The sequence below is a fragment of the Kitasatospora sp. NPDC057512 genome, assembly GCF_042802135.1.
Classification (GTDB): Bacteria; Actinomycetota; Actinomycetes; order Streptomycetales; family Streptomycetaceae; genus Kitasatospora.
Genome location: NZ_JBHVET010000097.1, coordinates 1 through 16,485, shown reverse-complemented (window position 1 = coordinate 16,485; position 16,485 = coordinate 1). Strand labels below are relative to the sequence as shown.

Sequence of the window (16,485 nt, the reverse complement as noted above, 5' to 3'; positions counted from 1 at the left end):
GGTTCACCGTGGGCGTCCTTCCCGCCGCCGGGGCCTGTCGTCGAACCCGCTTGCGCGGGGCGGCTCAGAGCACCTTGGGCAGCATCCCGGCCGAGGCGGGCGGCCGGTCCCCGGCCCTGCGGAACCGGTGCAGCGCCGCCCGGCCCTCCGCCCCGCGCACCCGGGCGGCGAGCCGGGCCGGCAGCACCACGGTGGCCAGCCGGCCCTCGCCCCGGAACCCCTCGACCGTCCAACAGACCCAGGGAATCGGGTAGTTGGCCGCCGGGCTGAACAGCACGGGCCGCTCCCCCTGGAAGCTCACCGCATAGGCGCCGAAGCCGCTCCAGTTGGAGAAGCTGAACCGGCGCGCCCCCGGGTCGAAGCCCAGCGGCACGCAGTCGCGCAGCCGCGAGCGGCCGAGGGTGGCCAGGAACCACAGGTTGGCGCGCAGGTTGAGGTGCGCGGTCGGGAACTCCTCGACCGCCGTGCGCAGCGCGCCCGCGAGCACCGCCGGGCCTTCCTCGGGCCGGTGCGGCAGATGGACCTCGCTGAGGAGGTTGCCGAGCAGTGCCGGCGACAGGCCCAGCCAGCGGCGCGCGTTGACCGGCACCGTCAGCATCCGCTCGGCGTCGTCCCCGTCCAACTCCCGCAGGGTGCTGAGGAGGTGGGCGCAGAGCACGTCCCCGGAGGAGAGCCGGCGCCCGGCCGCCACGCCGAACTCCTCGCGCATCCTGGCCAGTTCGGCGTCGCTGAAGGAGATCTGGACGATCCGGTTGGCGCGCGGTCCGGCCGCCACCTCGCGGGCCAGCAGTTCCGCCTCCGCCGCCGAGGGCACCCGGAAGCCGGGCCGGCCGCAGTCCTCCTCCGGGAGCACCTCGGCCAGCAACTCGTCCTGGTCGTCCACGAGTTCGGCCTTCGGAAGCGGCTCTCCCTCGACCGCCGCGGACCAGGCCCGCAGCAGCAGCATGAAGCTGTGCAGGTCGCCGATCGCGTGATGCCAGGAGCAGCCGAGCACCGTGCCGCCGTCGGCCGTGCGGGTGAGGCGCACGGTGAGCAGCGGGACGCCGCCGTCGCGGGCGGCGGGGGCGTCCAGCGGGGCGACCAGTTCGGCGCCGGACGCCGTCACCCGGCCCATCGCCTCGGCGAGCGTGCCCTCCATGCTGTAGACCTCGAACGGCACGCCGGTGTCGTCGCAGACCGCTTCCAGAATGCCCTCGACGGTGCGCAGCCTTCCGGCGAAGACCGGCACCCGCTCCAGCGCGCGGGCCAGGCCGGCGGCGAGCCGGTCGTCGTCCAGCGGGCGCTCGAAGCAGAGCACGACCGAGACGGCGAGGTCGGCGAGCATGGTGTCCATCAGCCCGCAGCGCAGCACCCGGCCGGTGGCGTGCCCGGCCCGGACGGTACGGGATCTTCGCAACTGCGGCCAGATGCTCATGGGTTCCGTTCCGAAGCACTCGACGACTTCCGGTGACGCGCGGGCGCGTGCCGGCGGCGCGCGGTCCGCGGGCACGCCGAACGATAGTGGCGCGCGGAGGCAGTGGTCCAGTCCAATCCCGCACTCCGGCAGGGCTCTTCGGCCGGTGCGGCGACAGCGACGGCGATAGAATGCGCAGCATGGGAGAGCGCCCCGGCGCACCCTCCGCGCCGCCCCTCGTACTGGTCACCGGCACCGCGTCGCGGGTGATCGACCCGACCCGGGCCTACCACCTCGGCCGCGACCCGACCAGCGAGATCGTCCTGGACGACCCCCGGGTGTCCTGGCACCACGCGATCCTGCGCGCCACCGGAGGGCACTGGCTGCTGGAGGACGCCGACAGCACCAACGGCACGTACGACGAGGGCCGGCGGGTCAGCCGCGAGGAGGTCGGCCCGGGCACCCGGCTGCGCTTCGGCGACCCGGCCGACGGGCCGTCCGCGGCCTTCGTCGGCCTTCCGGCGCCCACCGCGCACAAGCGGCCGTCCCTGGTCGCCCCGCACCTCTCCGGCACCTTCCGCCGTCCGAGCGCCGTCCACCGGCTGCTCGGCCGCACCGTCCGGATCGGCCGCTCGCGCGACAACGACCTGGTCCTGGACAACCTGGTGGTCTCCCGGTACCACGCCGAACTGCGCGCGCTGCCCGACGGCGGCCACGAGATCGTCGACCTGGACAGCCACAACGGCACCTACCTCAACGGCCGCCCCGTACAGCGCGCCCCGGTCGGCCCGGCGGACATCGTCGGCATCGGCCACTCCGCGCTCTGCCTGGCCGACGGCCGGCTGGTCGAGTACACCGACACCGGCGAGGTCTCCCTGGACGTCCGGCACCTGGTGGTCCGGGTCGGCCCCGACCACCGGGTACTGCTGGACGACGTCGGCTTCCCGCTCGCCGAGAAGGCGCTGCTCGCGGTGGCCGGCCCGAGCGGCGCGGGCAAGTCCACCCTGCTCAACGCGCTCACCGGGCTGCGCCCCGCCGACCAGGGCACGGTGCTGTACGACGGGCGCGACCTCTACCGCGACTACGCCGAGCTGCGCCGCCGGATCGGCCTGGTGCCGCAGGACGACATCCTGCACACCCAGCTCACCGTCCACCGCGCCCTGTCCTACGCCGCCGAGCTGCGCTTCCCCGGCGACACCGACCCGCACGAGCGGGAGGCCCGGGTCCGCGAGGTGATCCACGAGCTGGGCCTGGACGGCCGCGCCGACCAGGTGATCGCCAGCCTCTCCGGCGGCCAGCGCAAGCGGGTCAGCGTCGCGCTGGAGCTGCTCACCAAGCCGTCCCTGCTCTTCCTCGACGAGCCGACCTCCGGGCTGGACCCGGGCATGGAGCGCTCGGTGATGCGGATGCTGCGCGGGCTCGCCGACGACGGCCGGACGGTGGTCGTGGTGACGCACAGCGTGCTGAGCCTGAGCGTCTGCGACCGGCTGCTGGTGCTGGCCCCGGGCGGGCGGACGGCGTACTACGGGCCGCCCGGCGAGGCGCTGGGCTTCTTCGGCTACGAGGAGTGGCCGGAGGCCTTCGAGGCCTTCGAGGACGAGGACCACAACACCTGGCAGCAGCGTTTCCGCGGCTCCCCGCAGTACGCACGCTACGTGGCGGCCGAGGCCGTGCCGACGCCGTCGCCGTCGCCCCATCCGCACCCGCGCCCGATCCCCGGCCCCGACCCGCACGAGCCCGCCGCGGCGGCCGCTCCCGCTGCTCCCGCGATCGACTGGGACAAGCCGCAGGGCTGGTTCTCCCAACTGGGCACCCTGGTGCGCCGGTACACCGCGGTGCTGGCCGCCGACCGGCTCTTCCTCACCATCATGGTCGTGCTGCCCTTCGTGATCGGCCTGATGTGCCGGGCGATGGCCGGCTCCCGGCTCTCCCCCGACAACGCCGTCAACTGCCTGCTCACGCTCTGCATCGGCGGGCTGCTCACCGGCGCCGCCAACTCGGTGCGCGAGCTGGTCAAGGAGCGCGCGATCTACCGGCGGGAGCGGGTGGTCGGGCTGTCCAGATCGGCTTACCTGGTCTCCAAGGTGGTGGTGCTCGGCACGGTCACGGTGGCCCAGGCCACGGTGCTGACCGTGGTCGGCCTGGCCGGGGTGGACCTCTCCTTCGCGGTGCCGACCGGGGTGGTGATGCCGCAGCTGCCCGAGCTGATCCTCGCGGTCGCGCTGCTCGCCTTCTCGGCGATGATGCTCGGCCTGGTGGTCTCGGCGCTGGTGGGCAAGGAGGAGGCCACCATGCCGCTGCTGGTGCTCCTGTCGGTGGTGCAGATCGTCTTCAGCGGCCTGATGCTCAAGCTGCACGGCGTCCCGGGGCTGGAGCAGTTCGCGTGGCTGGTCCCGTCCCGCTGGGGTCTGTCGGCGATGGCGCGCACCGTCGAGCTGCACGGCATCTTCCCGAACGCGATCACCGCCGACCCGATGTTCCGGCACCAGCGCTCCGGCTGGCTGCTGAGCATCGCGCTGCTGCCCGCGCTCTCGCTGCTGTACGGCCTGGTGGTGCTGGCCCTGCTGCGGCGGCACGAGCCGAGCATCATGCGGCGGTAGCGGAAGGGCGACCACCGCATGGACGAGTTCGCGTTCCGCCCGACCCACGTCGCCCCGCCGGACGGGATGGCCTCCTGGGCGGCTCCGGACCCGGCCCGGCCCGACGCCCGGCTGGACGCGCTGCTGCCGCTGCAACTGCTCGACCGCCTGGGCGACTGGGCGCGGATCCTCTGCTCCAACGGCTGGACCGCCTGGGTGGACGGCCGCCTGCTGGTCGCGCTGCCACAGCCACCGCCCGCCGCCGACGGCCCGCCCGCGCGGACCGCCGACCCGCGACCGGCGCTCGCCGAGGCCGGGGGCGCACTCGACCGCTACCGCGCCCTGCTGGAGGACCTCGCCACCGGCGCCCTCGACCTGGGGGCGTTCCGGGAGCGCACCCGCGGCCTGCGGATCGGCCTGGTGGTGGACGGCGAGGCCGTCTGGCTGTTCGACCCGGTGCACGACCGCTGGTGCTACGGCGACGGGCTCCAGTTCCAGACGTACGCGGCCACCGACCGGCCCAGCCCCTCGCCCTCGCCCTCGCACGCCCCGTCCACGCAGGACCCGTCCGCCCCCACCCGGACCGGTGACCCGTGACCTCCGCCGAGCGGCCGTCCGCCGCGCGCGACGCCACCGGTCTGCCCGCCGGGCTGGTCGGGCGGCGGGTCGCCGGCTACCGGCTGGAGAACGAGATCGGGCGCGGCGGCATGGCCGTGGTCTACCGGGCCAAGGACCTGCGGCTCGGCCGGACGGTCGCGGTCAAGCTGCTCGCCCCCGAGCTGGCCCGCAACGAGGTGTTCCGGCAGCGCTTCATGCACGAGTCGGAGGCGGCCGCCGCGATCGACCACCCGCACATCATCCCGGTGTTCGAGGCGGGCGAGCAGGACGGCATCCTGTACCTCGCGATGCGCTACGTGGAGGGCGGCGACCTGCGCGCCCTGATCAACCGCTCCGGCCCGTTCCCGGTCGGGCGGGCCGTCCGGTTCGCCCTCCAGATCGCCTCGGCACTGGACGCCGCGCACCACCACGGCCTGGTGCACCGGGACGTCAAGCCGGGCAACGTGCTGGTCGCCGCCGGGACGGACAGCGAGCACCCGGAGCACCTGTACCTGGCGGACTTCGGCCTGACCAAGAAGTCCCTCTCGCTCAGCGGGCTGACCAGCGTCGGCCAGATCGTCGGCACGCTCGACTACGCGGCGCCCGAGCAGATCTCCGGCAGGCCGCTGGACGGGCGCTGCGACCAGTACGGCCTCGGCTGCGTGGTCTTCGAGATGCTCGCGGGCGCGCCGCCGTTCCGCCGGGAGAGCGACCTCGCGCTGCTCTGGGCGCACCTCAACGACCCGCCGCCCGCGCTGCGCGACCACCGGCCCGACCTGCCGGCCGCCGTCGGGGCGGTGGTCGCCCGGGCGCTGGCCAAGACGCCCGGGGAGCGGTACCCGAACTGCCTGGACTTCGTCGCCGAACTGCGCGCGGCGAGCACCCCCGCCGCGCCGGAACCGTGGCGCGCCGACGGGCCGCCCACCCGGGTCGTCCCGGCGCTCGCCCCCGGCCCGCCCGCGGTGCCCGGGCCGCCCGCCTGGGCCGCACCGGTCGTCCACCCACCGCCGTCCCCGCCCGCAGGGAGCCGTCCGTCATGAACGCCGTGAGCCGTCCGTCATGAACGCCGTGAGCCGTCCGTCATGAACGCCGTGAGCCAGGTCTTCGCCGTGGTCGCCGCGGCGATCCACCTGATCGTCTGGCCGCTGGAGAGCTTCCTGTACGGGCACCCGCGGGTGCGCCGCGTGCTGACCGGCAGCACCGCGGACGCCCCGGAGGTCCGGCTGTGGCGCGTCAACGTGGGCTTCTACAACCTCTTCCTGGCCCTCGGCCTGGTCACCGGCCTGGTCCTGCTGCACACCGGGCACCCGGGGGCCGGGCGGGCGGTGGTGCTCTACGTCGCCGCGTTCATGGTCGCGGGCGGGATCACCCTGTTCGCCTCGGAGCCGAAGCTGTGGCGCGGCGCACTCGGCCAGGCCGTCCCGGCGGCGATCATCCTTCTGGCGGAGGCGTTCTGACGTTTCATCACCATCCCTTCACCCGTACGGCTAAACTCCGCCTACCCCGCGACGGTCGCGGAGGCTGGGGGTGGCAGCAGTGGCGAAGGTCCCGATCACCGACCGGTACGTCGTCGGCCTCGGCTGTCGGGTGAGCGTCCAGCAGGGCCTCACCTCGACGAAGGTCAGCTGGAGCGTCGCCCACCTGCCGGAGGGCGGCTCGCCCCGGCCCACCGGCGGGAACGAGGAGATCGGCGTCATCTGCCCGCGCTGCCGGCGCTCCTTCTCGGTCCGGGTGGAGACCGCGACCAGGGCGCGGGTCAAGCGGCTGGTCCACCGGACGGTGGGCTGGCTGCTGGTGCTCTCGCTGCTGGCCCTCGTCCCGATGCTGGTCCAGCTGGGCGGCCGGACCGTCGAGGAGGGCGACGACCAGGCGGTCGACAACATCGGCCTGCTCTTCACGCTGGCCGCCGCGGGCGTGGTCGTCGGACCGTCGCTGCTTCTCAGCGCGGGCATCCACGACGGCATCGGGAAGCTCCGGCTCATCCGGGCCGACGGCCGCAAGACCATGTGGGTGCGGGGCCACCGGCTGTTCTGAGCCGGGCCACGGCCGCCGTCACCCCGCGCCCCTTGTTCGGCTTATTCGGCGTCCGCCGGTACCTCGCCGCGGTGCCGCACCCGGGTGGCGAGCAGGGCGCCGAGCGCGCCGGTCAGCAGCCCCCAGCCCGCCGCGAGCGGCACCGCCGTCCAGAGCACCGGGCGCAGGCTCAGGCTGCCGCCGCCCAGCCCGGCCAGCGGGTTTCCGCCGCCGAGCACGGCGCCCAACAGGTCGCCCAGGCCGCCCTGGCCGAGGCCGACGCCGAGCACGGAGAGCCCGTAGTCGGCGTCCACCCGGGTCCACAGGCCGACCAGCAGCACGGTGACGGCGGTGGCGAGCGCGAACCGGACGGCGTGCCGCCAGAGCCGGACGGTGCGCGGCGCGCGGCGGGCCGCCAGGAAGGCGGCGGCGAGCAGCAGGGCGGCGGCCAGCGGCAGCAGCCACCAGCTGCGGGCGTCCTGCTCCGCGAGGGTGCCGAGGTCGATGGTCGCCGGCCCGCCCCCGGGGGTGCGCAGCACGGCGCTGAGCGGTTTGGGGACGGGCAGGCCGAGCCCGCCGACCAGCCGCCCGTGCCACGTGGCGCCGAGCCCGATACCGAAGGCCAGCCAGACCAGGTCGGGCAGCGCGAGCAGCACCACGGCGAGGGTCTGCCGGGCGTTCCCGTGCACGATCGCGGTCAGCACCCCGGCCACCGCACCGATCGCCAGGTACGCCAGCAGGACCAGCCAGAGTGCGAACGCGGGTGGGCGGACGGCGAGTTGGTAGCGCACCAGGGCGGGCGGCAGTGGGGCCCGCCGGGACACCGCGAAGGTGACCGCGAGTACCACCAGCAGCCAGGCCAGCCCGATGCCCACGGTGGTCGGGCCGTCCGCACGGAAGCCGACCTCCGGGGTCAGCCCGAGCGCGCCGCCGATCGACTGGGCCAGGTCGCCGCCGAGCGGGACGACGAAGCTGTGCCGGGCGCCGAGGGTGAGCAGCACCAGGGCGAGCACCCAGAGCAGCACCGTCCGGCCGATCCGCCCGAGCAGCTCACCGCCGCCCGCGACCGCGCGGAAGCGCAGCTGGCGCAGGAACACCTCGGCCATCGCGACCGCGCCGACCACCGAGACGCTCAGCGGCATCGCACTGATCCCGGCCCCGACCGCCGCGAAGTCTCCGGCACCGCCGTCGAGTTCGACGGTCCCGCCGACGGCGAGCGCGAGCGTCGCGGCCAGCACGGCGGGGAAGCCGCCGTCCGGGAGGTCGTCGGCGCCGGCCAGCCAGAGGCCGAGCGCGGCCACCGCCGCCATCGCGACCAGCCCGGCCAGCACGACGGCGAGCGCGTCCAGCCAGCCGCGTACGGCGCCGGGCGGGCCCGCGGCCCGGGTGGTGGGCTGCTGCATGCCGCCTCCTCGTCGCTCGCGGGGTGCACAGGGGTCCGGCCCGGCCCGGGCGCGATCGACGGCCGATCGACGGCCGATCCGCGCCCGGTCCACGTCCGGCCGACCGTTGGCCGGTCTCCGGTGGGGTTCCGGTGGGCTTCCAGGGTGGCCGACGGTCGGCGGGCACGCTCGGCGGCGCCCCCGGCACCTGCTGTTGCGGCGAACGGGGCAACGGGGGAGAAAGGGAAGCCACTGGCAGGAGCCTCCCGAGCCGGCCCCGGTCGGCCGACCGCCTGCGAAACGGAGCCTCGATGACCTCCCAACCGCCGCCGTCCGGCCTGCCCGGCCCGTCCGGTGAGCCTCCGCACGGTCCGCCGTCCGGTCCCCCGTCCGGGCCGCTGGCCGGTCGACCGTCCGGCGGCGGTACGGCCGGTCCGCCGTCCGTGCCCCCTCCGCCCTCGGGCCCGTCCGGGGCCGCCGGGGCGGGTGGCGCCGGGAGTGCGGGTGGCGCCGGGAGTGCGAGTGGTCCCGGCGGCGCGAGCGGGCCGGGCGGGCCGTCCGGACCGGGCGGCGCCGGCGGGCCGTCGTCCGGCGGGCCCGGACGCGGGGCGCGCACGCCGTGGTGGCGATCCGGGAAAGGGCTGGCGCTGGCGGCGGGCACGGTGGCGGTTGCCGTGGCGGCCACCGTGCTGATCGTCAACAAGCAGGGCGGCAAACACCCGGCCGTGCCGACGGCGAACGAGGTCGCCCTGCAGGCCCCGGCCGATCCCGGGCCGGACCCGTTCACCCCGTCGGTGGAGACCCAGGGGGTGAGCGCCCCCGCACCCGCCTCCGCCGTCCCGACCGTCACCCCGACCGCCGTCCCGACCGTCACCCCGACGGCGCAGCACCCGGGCGGCGCCTCGTCCCGGAGCGGTTCACCGACCGCGCTGCACAGCGTCGAGGGCAGCTCGGCCGGGCTGTACGCCGGGACGATGGGCAGGCCGAGCTGCGACACCGAGCGCCTGATCGGGATGCTCTCGACCGGGGACACCGGGCGCGCCTGGGCCTCCGCCGCCGGCATCGCGCAGGCCGACGTCCCCGGCTACCTGCGCTCGCTGACCTCCGCCTACCTGCGGGTGGACACCCGGGTGACCAACCACAACTACCAGAGCGGCGCGGTGGTCGAGTACCAGTCCGCGCTACAGGCGGGCACCGCCGTCCTGGTGGACGCCCAGGGCGTGCCCCGGGTGCGCTGCTCCTGCGGCAACCCGCTGAAGCCGCCGGCTCTGGTGAGCAACGCCAGGTACACCGGGAAGGCCTGGGCGGGCTTCCAGCCGTCCACGCTGATCATCGTGGTGCCGGCAGCCCGCCCGGTGACCGAGATCATCCTGGTGAACGTCGAGACCGGCGGGTGGTTCTCCCGGATGACCGGGCGGGTCGAGGTCGTGGACCGACCGGCCGAACCGCCGAAGGGGCCCCTGGTGCCCGGCATCCCGCCGCCGGGCCCGTGGACGCCGTCCACGCCCTCGGCCACGTCCTCGACCTCCCCCGGCACGACCTCGCCCGGTGCGACGTCGCCGGGCACGACCCCGCCCGGCACGCCATCGCCCGGCACGCCGACGAGTTCGGGTGCCACGTCCTCAGGCGCCACCGGCTCCGGTATCACCTCCTCGGGTGCCACGACCCCCGGAGTCACCTCCTCGGGCCCGACGACCCCCGGAGCCACGTCCTCGACCGGCTCGGGTCAGCCGCCGGGGACGGCCACGACGACCAGCACCCCGCCCCCGTCCACGGTGACCACCGGCACACCGACGCAGACGCCGACTGAGACGCGAACACCGACATCGATCACCACGACGTCGTCCCCCGCGACGACCACCGCCGTCACGACGGCGACCGGGACCACGACGGCGACCACCACTGCCCAGGCGCCGACCGCGACCTGCGCGAGCACCGCGCCGTCCACCCTGCCGCCCTGCCCGACCGCGAGTGCCGCCACGCCGAGCTGACCCGACGCACGCCCCGCTCCGCCCCGCTGCCATCGGCCCTCACCCGGCCGGTGGCAGCGGTGCGCCGGCGCGCCTCAGGGCAGCAGCACCTTCGCGTCCCCGGGCCCGAGCACCCGGCCGTCCGCCGAGCGCACCTCGACCGGCGCGACGGGCGCACCCGACTCGCGGTCCACCAGACGCGCCCGGGGCTCGCCCTCCTCGAAGAACCACTGGTCGCCCCACTGCCGCAGCGCCGTGATCACCGGGAACAGCGCACGGCCCTTCTCGGTGAGCACGTACTCCTGGTACGGGCTGCCGTCGGCGGCCGGCGCGAGCTCGAACACACCGTTGGCGACCAGGCCGGCCAGGCGGGAGGACAGGATGTTCTTGGCCAGGCCGAGGTTCTTCTGGAACTGCCCGAAGCGGCGCAGTCCGTCGAAGGCGTCACGGACGATCAGCAGCGTCCAGCCGTCGCCGACGACGTCGAGCGGACGGGCGACCGGGCAGGCCGACTCCTCGTGCGTGGTGCGTTTCGGCACTTCTCCCACCTCTCAGCTCTCACCGGTCGGCGCCCAGCGTACCGATCAGAGCATGGTTGCTTATTAAAACCAGGGTATGCCATGGTGTCGCGGTAGCACTTTGAAACCACTGTGCCCCTTCGAGGGAGTCCCGCCCATGACCTCACCCGCCCGCGCGTCCGCCGAGGACCCGACCGCCGACACCCCGAGCAACGCCACGGCCGGTGCCCCCACCGGGACCCCGCCACGCGGCCTGTCACCGGCCGTCGCCTGGCTGCTCTCCGTCGCCTGCGGCCTCGCCGTGGCCAACGTCTACTACTCGCAGCCGCTGCTCGACCTGATCGCCCGGGACTACGGCATCGCCCCGGCGACCATCGGCCTGGTCGGCACCCTCACCCAGACGGGCTACGCCCTCGGCCTGCTCCTGCTCGTGCCGCTCGGCGACCACGTCAACCGCCGCACCCTGATCACCTCCCAGCTCGGCCTGTCCGTCCTCGCCCTCCTCGCCGTCTCGCTCGCCCCCTCGGCTCCGCTGCTGCTCCTCGCGATGGCCGCCGTCGGCGTCCTCGCCGTCGTCGCCCAGGTGGTCGTCGCATACTCCGCCCAACTCGCCGCCCCGGGCGACCAGGGACGGGTGGTCGGCACCGTGACCAGCGGCATCGTGGTCGGCATCCTGCTCGCCCGCACCGTCGCCGGGACCATCGGCGACCTGGCCGGCTGGCGCGCCGTCTACGTGGCCTCCGCCGTCGCGACCGCCGCCATGGCCCTCGCCGTCGCGGCCGCCGTCCCGTCCGAGCGGCACCGGGCGGCCGAGCGGATCGGCTACCCGCGGCTGGTCGGCTCGGTGTTCGCGCTCTTCGCCCAGGAGCGCGTGCTCCGGGTCCGGGCCGTCCTCGCGCTGCTGAGCTTCACCTCCGTCACCGTGCTGCTCACCCCGATGGTGCTCCCGCTCGCCGCAGCTCCCTTCAACCTCAGCCACACCCAGATCGGGCTCTTCGGCCTCGCCGGCGCCGCCGGAGCGCTCGGCGCCGGGTACGCCGGCCGCCAGGCCGACCGCGGCCGGGCCGAACGCACCGCCGGCATCGGCCTGCTGGCCATGCTGGTCGGCTGGCTCCCGGCCGCACTGCTGCCGCACTCGGTCTGGTGGCTGGTGCTCGCCATGGTGGTGATCGACTACGGCCTGCAGTCCGTCCACGTCGCCAACCAGCACCTCCTCTACCAGGTCCGCCCGGAGGCGCAGAGCCGCCTGACCGCCGGCTACATGCTGCTCTACTCCGCCGGGTGCGGCGCGGGCGCGATCCTGTCCACCGTCGTCTACGACCACGGCGGCTGGACGGCCGTCTGCCTGCTCGGCGCCGCCACCAGCCTCGCCGCGCTCGGCTACTGGTGGACGGCGGCCCGCCGGTGACGACCGATCGGCCACGGGCGACCGGCCCCGCCACCTACGCGTGCGTCAGCTACGCGTCCGTCACCGACGCGTCCGCCGGCGACGCCGCGGCGAGGACCTCCCGTAGCGCCCGTATGCCCTCGCGCCAGGCCGGCCCCTCCCCTGCCTCGTCCCACAGCTCCGCGAGCTCCGACTCCTCCGCGACCACCCGGTCGAGCGCCGCCACCGCGAGCGGGCGCAGCTCGGCGGAGAGCGGCGGGACCGGCTCCTTGGGCCCGTAGGCGCTGGTCACCGCCGCCCCGCCCGGGCACTGCGCCGCCACCAGCGCGGCGGCGGCGACCGCCTCCACCGCCTCGTCGGAGTCCAGGAACTCCTCCGCCCGGACGGCGTACAGCAGCGCCGACCGGAGCAGCGGCTCGCGCTCGCCCGGCGCCGCGTCGTCCAAGCCGCCGCAGAAGTCCGCCGCCGAGTCGTTGTCGAAGTGCCCGATGTCCCAGGTGCCCATGCCGATCCCCTCACGCTGTTCGTGTTCGTGTGCGACGGATGCTTGCACACGGCACTGACAATCGGCCGGGCCGACGGATATTCGCTGGTCAGGGCCGACCGCGGTGGGGCAGAGTGCCCCCATGACCACCACTCAGGGGCTGGACCGGGACGGGTACATCGCACGGGAGGGCTCGCTCGACCGCGTGCCGCCGGCGTTCGCGCCGGTGGTCGCCGCCGCCCGGGAGCGGATCGCCGCGGCCTTCGCGCCCGACCGGCTGCACAGCGCCTACCTCTACGGCAGCCTCCCGCGCGGCACCGCGACCCCCGGCGTCTCCGACCTCGACCTGCTGCTCGCCCTGCACCACGAGCCCACCGCCGCGGACCGGGCGGAGGCCGACGCCCTCGAAGCCGCGCTCGACGGGGAGTTCACGCAGGTGGACGGGGTCGGCGTGGTGCTGGCCGGCACGGCCACCCTGCTGAGCGAGCTCGAACGCCACGACCTCGGCTGGTTCGTCGCCTGCCTCTGCACCCCGCTGCTCGGCGAGGACCTCGCCGCCCGGCTCCCCCGCTACCGCCCCACCTCCCTGCTCGCCCGGGAGACCAACGGCGACCTGGCCCTGGTCCTCCCGCTCTGGCGCGAACGCCTGGCCGCCGCCACCACGGAGGCCGAGCTGCGCGGCCTCGCCCGCGCCGTCTCCCGCCGCCTCGTCCGCACCTGCCTCACCCTCGTCATGCCCCGCTGGGGCGGCTGGACCAGCGACCTCGCCGCCTCCGCCGAGGTCTTCGCCGGCTACTACCCCGAGCGCGCCGCCCAGGCGCGCCTCGCCGCCGCCCTCGCCCGCGGCCGCACCGCCGACCGGGCCGCCCTCACCGTGCTCGTCGACGACCTGGGCCCCTGGCTCGCCGCCGAGTACGCCGCCGTCCACGGCGTGAAGGCACCGCGCCCGTGACAGCGGCACGCCCGTGACAGCGGCACGCCCATGACGACACCGGAGCACCCGCTGGTCCGCGAGGTCTTCCCAGACCTGGCCCGGGAGTTGGTCGACCTCCTGGAGCACGAGGAGGTCCTCGACCGGGAGCCGCTCCGGGACACCCGCCCCGGCCGGGGCTGAACTCCCCGCCGCCGTACGGGCTTCAGTCCACGCACGGGATCCCGCCCGCCTTCACCGCCGGCCCCTGCATCGGCAGCCCCGCCGCCGAGTCGGCGGAGGTGTCGCCCGGCGCGGCCGACGGCACGGCCGTCGGGCTCGGGGTGCGGGAGACGGCGAGGGTGAGCAGGACGCGGCCCGCGGGGATCCCCGACGAGAAGACCGCGTTCACCCCGTAGCGGGCGGCGAGGCGCTGCGCGTCGGCCTTGGCGCCGGCGCCGTACCCGACCGCGGTGGCCCGGGTCCTGGCCGGGGCGTCGCCGATCCGGCCGGTCTGGAAGCCGAGTTCGGCCAGCGCCCGGGACTCGTTGGCCGCCACCCCCGCCCCCGCGGCCGCGTTGATGTCGACCACCGCCTTGGGCGTCGCGCTCGGCGTCGGGGTCGCGGAGGGCGACGGGGTGGGGTCGCCCGGCGCGTCCCCGGACGGCATGACGGGCACCACGGCGGGGACGGCCGGCGTCGGCTCGTGCTTGAAGAGCTGCCGGACGATCTTCCTGATCAGGTCCGGGTTGACGGTGTTGACCTCCTGCCCGCCGACCGTCTTGAAGCCGCTGATCGGCAGGGTGTTGAACTCCACGTTTCCGCCGGTCAGGTTGGGCGCCTGCTGGGCGAAGTCGAGGATGTTCCACTCGTTGTCGATGACCACGTCCTTCTTCACCACCGCGAACAGCTTCTGCATCTGCCCGAGGTCGTTGAGGATGCCCTGCTGCTTGAGCCGGTACTCGACGGAGGAGAGGAACGCCTGCTGCCGGTGGGTGCGGTCGAGGTCGCCGTTGGTGAGGTGGTGGCGCTGGCGGACGAAGGAGAGCGCCTGCGCGGCGTCGAGGGAGCTGATCCCGGCCGGGAGCCTGAGGCCGGTGCCGCCGCCCTCGTGGGTGGCGGTCCGGGCGATGATCGGGTCGTCCACCGGGTGGTTGAGGCAGACCTGGACCGGCTCGACCGCCTTGGCGATGTCGTAGAAGCCGATCAGGTTCACCTCCGCGAAGTGGTCGATCGGGACGTCCAGGAAGCTCTGCACGGTCCGGATGGTGGCCGAGCGGCCGGCCTCGCGGCTCTGCCGTTCCAGTGCCGCCTTGGAGAGCCCCTTGCCCGCCAGCTTCTGCTCGGCGGCCTCCTTGGCGATGCCGTACGCCTCCTTGATCTTGTGCATCCTCCCGTCCGCGCCGACGGTCTGCACGTAGTCGTCGCGCGGGACGGACAGCGCGGTGACCTTGCCGCCGTTGGCCGGGATGTGCAGCACGATCAGGGCGTTGGTGTTGTACCCGCCGATCTCGCTGGAGCCGGCGTGCAGTTCGTCCTCCACGAACTGCCTGGGCAGGTCGTTGCCGTCCATGTCCTTGCGGCTGTCCAGGCCGATCAGCAGCAGGTTGACGGACTTGTCGAGGTGCGGCGGGGCGTTCTTCCTGGCCTCGCTCAGCGCGGTGGACTTGATCATGCCGTCGTCCAGGCTGCGGTACTCGTACCAGGTGAAGCCGCTGGCGCCGAGCACCGCGACCGAGACGGTGCAGGCCAGGGTGCGCCCGGCGACGGTCAGCGGGGCGGCGGCGCGGCGCGGGTCGTAGCCGCGCCGGCCGCGCAGACCGCGCTGCCCGCGCCCGCCGGTACGGCTGTTGCCGCGCTCAGCCACGGCGGCCCCTTCCGGCCGGGACAGCCGTCCTGCCGGTCCGCCGGCGCTCCGGCACCGCCCGGCGGCGGGCCGCCGTGCCGCGGACCGCGACCACGGCGAGCGCCACCGCCACGGCCGCGGCCATCACCGGGAACGCCCCGACCACCCAGCGCAGCGCGCCGGTGCCGAGGTTCCTCCCCTGGTACGTCCCGGGGTGCGCCAGGTACTCGACGCCCGAGGCGGTGAGCAGCACCACGACCGGAGCGGCCGTCACCACCCACCACCGGCCGGTGCGGCTGCAGAGCAGCGCCGCGGCCGCCGTCCCGAGCACCGAGCCCACCGCGAAGAGGAGGCCGACGCCCGGCCCGTCGAGCTCGTCCGCGACGGCCCCGAGCAGCGGCAGCCCGACCGCCGAGAGCGCGGCCGCCGTCCCGCCGCGCCGACGTGCCTGCTGCCGGCGGCGGGCCGCCCCGGGGCGCGGCGACCGGACCTGCCGAGGCGCCGCGGTGTCCGCGCGGTTCCCGCGGGCGCCCGCGGTTCCCGCACCGGCCGGCCAGGAGCGCTGGGCGGGCAGGGCGCGGTCCTCGGTGCGCGGTCCCGCGTCCTGGTACGGCGTTCTCGCCCGCTGACCGGCCATGCGCACTTCCCTCGATCGTTGCGGCTGCGGCGGCGCGATCGCACCACCGCGCGTGCCGGGACGCCGTCGGTCCTGCCGGCGCCCTGATGGCGCCCTGGTGACGTCCTGGTGGGGACCCGACCTCTACATTGCTGTAGAGATTGGGCTGGAGCATACAAAACCCATTTCAGCAAAGTCATCCGCTGCCACCCGGCAGCGACCGACCGCCTGGTGGACCGTCGTTAGGATGGTCATGATCCCCGCCACGTCGGCACACCATCAGGAACGCATCAGAGGAGCAGAGCGTCACCATGTTTGAGAGTCTGAAGAACCTCGCGGGCAAGGCCACCGACCTCGCCCGTGACCACGGCGACGTGATCGGGCAGGGCCTGGACAAGGTCGGCGACGCGATCGACGACCGCACGGACGGCAAGTACAGCGGGCAGATCGACACCGGCGTCGAGAAGGCGAAGGACTTCCTGCGCAACCTCGACGGCGACCAGAAGCCCGCCGAGTAGCCTGCCGCAGGACACGATCAGCCGCACGACGGTCGAACGACCGCACGGGCGAACGGGGAGGGGCGGCAGCGGTGAGCGAGGAGAAGAAGGGGCCGGGCTGGGGGCAGTGGCTGGTGCTCACCGTCGCGGTCGTGGTCGGGCTGGGCCTCCTGCGCGGCAACGACCACGACGGCGCGGCCTCCGCCGACCCCTCTCCGACCGCCGCCGCCCCGTCCGTCCCCGGGTCCGGCTCCGCGCCGTCGGCCGGCGGCTCCGCGAAGCCCTCGAAGCCC

16 protein-coding genes and 1 pseudogene are annotated in these 16,485 nt (G+C 75.0%); 11 read left to right on the top strand and 6 right to left on the bottom strand.

Translation table 11 applies throughout. From position 1 onward, the window contains the following. Nucleotides 1-64: 64 nt before the first annotated feature. Nucleotides 65-1,414: an acyltransferase gene (locus ACFU6K_RS09765; RefSeq protein ID WP_380661978.1), complete on the bottom strand. Its 1,350-nt coding sequence runs from the start codon at nucleotides 1,412-1,414 to the stop codon at nucleotides 65-67. Between the two features lie 179 nt (nucleotides 1,415-1,593). On the opposite strand from ACFU6K_RS09765, the gene ACFU6K_RS09760 reads away from it, so the two are divergent. The 5 genes from ACFU6K_RS09760 to ACFU6K_RS09740 all read left to right on the top strand — a co-directional run bounded on the left by ACFU6K_RS09760 (nucleotide 1,594) and on the right by ACFU6K_RS09740 (nucleotide 6,603). Next, entirely contained in the window at nucleotides 1,594-3,993 is a 2,400-nt protein-coding gene (locus ACFU6K_RS09760; protein ID WP_380661976.1) for an FHA domain-containing protein, read from the top strand. 18 nt (nucleotides 3,994-4,011) lie between these two features. Further along, on the top strand, nucleotides 4,012-4,569 hold the full coding sequence (locus tag ACFU6K_RS09755) for a hypothetical protein (RefSeq protein ID WP_380661975.1): 558 nt from the start codon (nucleotides 4,012-4,014) through the stop codon (nucleotides 4,567-4,569). Continuing rightward, nucleotides 4,566-5,609 (top strand): serine/threonine-protein kinase, encoded by a 1,044-nt coding sequence (locus ACFU6K_RS09750; RefSeq protein WP_380661974.1) that lies wholly within the window; start codon nucleotides 4,566-4,568, stop codon nucleotides 5,607-5,609. The genes ACFU6K_RS09755 and ACFU6K_RS09750 overlap by 4 nt, the downstream gene beginning before the upstream one ends. A 42-nt stretch (nucleotides 5,610-5,651) precedes the next feature. After that, nucleotides 5,652-6,026, top strand: coding sequence for a DUF1304 domain-containing protein (locus ACFU6K_RS09745; RefSeq protein ID WP_380661972.1), 375 nt, complete (start codon nucleotides 5,652-5,654; stop codon nucleotides 6,024-6,026). Between the two features lie 70 nt (nucleotides 6,027-6,096). Continuing rightward, nucleotides 6,097-6,603 carry a hypothetical protein gene (locus ACFU6K_RS09740; RefSeq protein ID WP_380661970.1) on the top strand — a complete coding sequence of 169 codons (507 nt, stop codon included), beginning with the start codon at nucleotides 6,097-6,099 and terminating at the stop codon, nucleotides 6,601-6,603. 41 nt (nucleotides 6,604-6,644) lie between these two features. On the opposite strand, the gene ACFU6K_RS09735 is transcribed toward ACFU6K_RS09740, so the two are convergent. Next, on the bottom strand, nucleotides 6,645-7,985 hold the full coding sequence (locus ACFU6K_RS09735; RefSeq protein ID WP_380661969.1) for a streptophobe family protein: 1,341 nt from the start codon (nucleotides 7,983-7,985) through the stop codon (nucleotides 6,645-6,647). A gap of 653 nt (nucleotides 7,986-8,638) precedes the next feature. Here ACFU6K_RS09735 and ACFU6K_RS09730 point away from each other — a divergent pair. Further along, nucleotides 8,639-9,955: a DUF6777 domain-containing protein gene (locus tag ACFU6K_RS09730; protein WP_380661968.1), complete on the top strand. Its 1,317-nt coding sequence runs from the start codon at nucleotides 8,639-8,641 to the stop codon at nucleotides 9,953-9,955. Nucleotides 9,956-10,029: 74 nt separating this feature from the next. On the opposite strand, the gene ACFU6K_RS09725 is transcribed toward ACFU6K_RS09730, so the two are convergent. Beyond that, a complete protein-coding gene (locus ACFU6K_RS09725) occupies nucleotides 10,030-10,473 on the bottom strand; it encodes a winged helix-turn-helix transcriptional regulator (protein WP_380661966.1) in 444 nt (147 codons plus the stop codon). A gap of 136 nt (nucleotides 10,474-10,609) precedes the next feature. Here ACFU6K_RS09725 and ACFU6K_RS09720 point away from each other — a divergent pair, with 136 nt between their 5' ends. Next, on the top strand, nucleotides 10,610-11,860 hold the full coding sequence (locus ACFU6K_RS09720) for an MFS transporter (protein WP_380661965.1): 1,251 nt from the start codon (nucleotides 10,610-10,612) through the stop codon (nucleotides 11,858-11,860). A gap of 49 nt (nucleotides 11,861-11,909) precedes the next feature. Here ACFU6K_RS09720 and ACFU6K_RS09715 read toward each other — a convergent pair whose 3' ends face one another. Beyond that, nucleotides 11,910-12,344: a DUF4259 domain-containing protein gene (locus tag ACFU6K_RS09715; protein ID WP_380661964.1), complete on the bottom strand. Its 435-nt coding sequence runs from the start codon at nucleotides 12,342-12,344 to the stop codon at nucleotides 11,910-11,912. Between the two features lie 121 nt (nucleotides 12,345-12,465). Between ACFU6K_RS09715 and ACFU6K_RS09710 the strand changes: the two genes are divergently transcribed. Together ACFU6K_RS09710 and ACFU6K_RS09705 are read left to right on the top strand one after the other, a co-directional pair. Then, nucleotides 12,466-13,275: a nucleotidyltransferase domain-containing protein gene (locus tag ACFU6K_RS09710; RefSeq protein ID WP_380661963.1), complete on the top strand. Its 810-nt coding sequence runs from the start codon at nucleotides 12,466-12,468 to the stop codon at nucleotides 13,273-13,275. A 30-nt stretch (nucleotides 13,276-13,305) separates the two neighbouring features. Next, nucleotides 13,306-13,437, top strand: coding sequence for a hypothetical protein (locus ACFU6K_RS09705; protein WP_380661962.1), 132 nt, complete (start codon nucleotides 13,306-13,308; stop codon nucleotides 13,435-13,437). Between the two features lie 22 nt (nucleotides 13,438-13,459). Here the strand turns inward: ACFU6K_RS09705 and ACFU6K_RS09700 are convergent, their stop codons facing one another. After that, entirely contained in the window at nucleotides 13,460-15,100 is a 1,641-nt protein-coding gene (locus tag ACFU6K_RS09700; protein WP_380661961.1) for an LCP family protein, read from the bottom strand. Next, entirely contained in the window at nucleotides 15,093-15,716 is a 624-nt protein-coding gene (locus tag ACFU6K_RS09695) for a DUF6542 domain-containing protein (protein ID WP_380661959.1), read from the bottom strand. The genes ACFU6K_RS09700 and ACFU6K_RS09695 overlap by 8 nt, the downstream gene beginning before the upstream one ends. A 290-nt stretch (nucleotides 15,717-16,006) precedes the next feature. Here ACFU6K_RS09695 and ACFU6K_RS09690 point away from each other — a divergent pair, with 290 nt between their 5' ends. Further along, nucleotides 16,007-16,213 (top strand): antitoxin, encoded by a 207-nt coding sequence (locus tag ACFU6K_RS09690; RefSeq protein WP_049660325.1) that lies wholly within the window; start codon nucleotides 16,007-16,009, stop codon nucleotides 16,211-16,213. A gap of 71 nt (nucleotides 16,214-16,284) precedes the next feature. Then, a pseudogene (locus ACFU6K_RS09685) lies at nucleotides 16,285-16,485 on the top strand (hypothetical protein); the annotation flags it as partial.